Origin of the sequence: Acinetobacter sp. AL9, from assembly GCF_041464035.1 — a bacterium.
Classification (GTDB): Bacteria; Pseudomonadota; Gammaproteobacteria; order Pseudomonadales; family Moraxellaceae; genus Acinetobacter; species Acinetobacter towneri.
The window spans coordinates 1-988 of sequence record NZ_JAYFSK010000135.1; the positions used below are offsets into that span (position 1 = coordinate 1).

Here is a 988-nt window from a genome sequence, read left to right on the forward strand (position 1 = left end):
CTATTTAAGTGATGTGCTGAAAAGGTTGCCGACACATAAAGTGACTCAGATTGAAGAATTGCTACCACACCGCTGGAAACCTGAACCGAATTAAAAAATAGGCATGGGGTTCAGCGGACGCTTACCTACAAATCACCAGACATCCATCGCATCTCTTGCGAAAAAACGAAGAACATACAGTGCTGAATTTAAACAGCAGATCGTTCAGGCTTGTAAAGCACCGGACGTTTCAATTGCTTCGGTCGCTTTGCAACATGGATTGAATACAAATCTTGTATCCAAATGGATTCGCTTAATTGATGCTAAGCCAGGGAATGATCGCTCACCACTACCGAATAAACCTGCATTTATTGCCTTATCTTGCTCTGCACCATTAGATGCTACTCCTACTGACATGTTAAAAGTTCAAATTACTTTACCCCACTCAAAAGCAGAAATTGGCTTGAAATGGCAAGTATCAGAAATACCTGCCTTGGCAGAATTACTCAAGGTGCTGGCAACATGATCCGTATCGATGAAATCTGGCTTTCTACCCAACCTCTGGATATGCGAGCAGGGATGGATACTGTCATGGCTCAGGTGGTGAGAGCCTTTGGCTACATTAAACCGCATTGTGCTTACCTGTTCTGTAATAAACGTGGCCATCGTATGAAAGTGCTGGTACATGATGGACTGGGCATCTGGCTGTGTGCCAGGCGGCTGGAACAGGGAAAATTCCACTGGGCTAAAGTTCACCAGGGTGAAAGCGTAGCTCTCAATCTGGAACAGTTACAGGCATTAATCCAGGGTTTGCCTTGGCAGCGCATTGGACGACAGCAGGTGGTCACGATGCTCTAAACCAAGCTCGGCTATTCTGCCATCCTCCAAACGTTCTATTTCATTCTTCTCATGACCTCAGGCATACTGCGGTCATGAATACGCTGCCTGACTTAAGCCAACTGACCCATGAACAACTGCTGGAATTCACCAGGCAGTTGGCGATGCAGCA

At 46.1% G+C, this 988-nt stretch carries 3 protein-coding genes; all 3 read left to right on the forward strand.

Going from position 1 to position 988, the window contains the following annotated elements; all coding sequences use genetic code 11:
• A partial coding sequence (locus ACEO2X_RS13905) for a transposase domain-containing protein (protein ID WP_178867550.1) occupies positions 1–94 on the forward strand: 94 nt, incomplete at its 5' end.
• A 9-nt stretch (positions 95–103) separates the two neighbouring features.
• Positions 104–505, forward strand: a complete 402-nt coding sequence (locus tag ACEO2X_RS13910; RefSeq protein WP_371972164.1) for a transposase — start codon at positions 104–106, stop codon at positions 503–505.
• Positions 502–837, forward strand: a complete 336-nt coding sequence (gene tnpB, locus ACEO2X_RS13915) for an IS66 family insertion sequence element accessory protein TnpB (protein WP_140992694.1) — start codon at positions 502–504, stop codon at positions 835–837. The genes ACEO2X_RS13910 and tnpB overlap by 4 nt, the downstream gene beginning before the upstream one ends.
• The last annotated feature ends 151 nt before the right edge of the window (positions 838–988 follow it).

Excerpts from the sequence above, each read along its gene's own strand:
- ACEO2X_RS13910 (WP_371972164.1), top strand. The coding sequence starts at position 104 with ATGGGGTTCAGCGGACGCTTACCTACAAATCACCAGACATCCATCGCA.
- tnpB (WP_140992694.1), top strand. The coding sequence starts at position 502 with ATGATCCGTATCGATGAAATCTGGCTTTCTACCCAACCTCTGGATATG.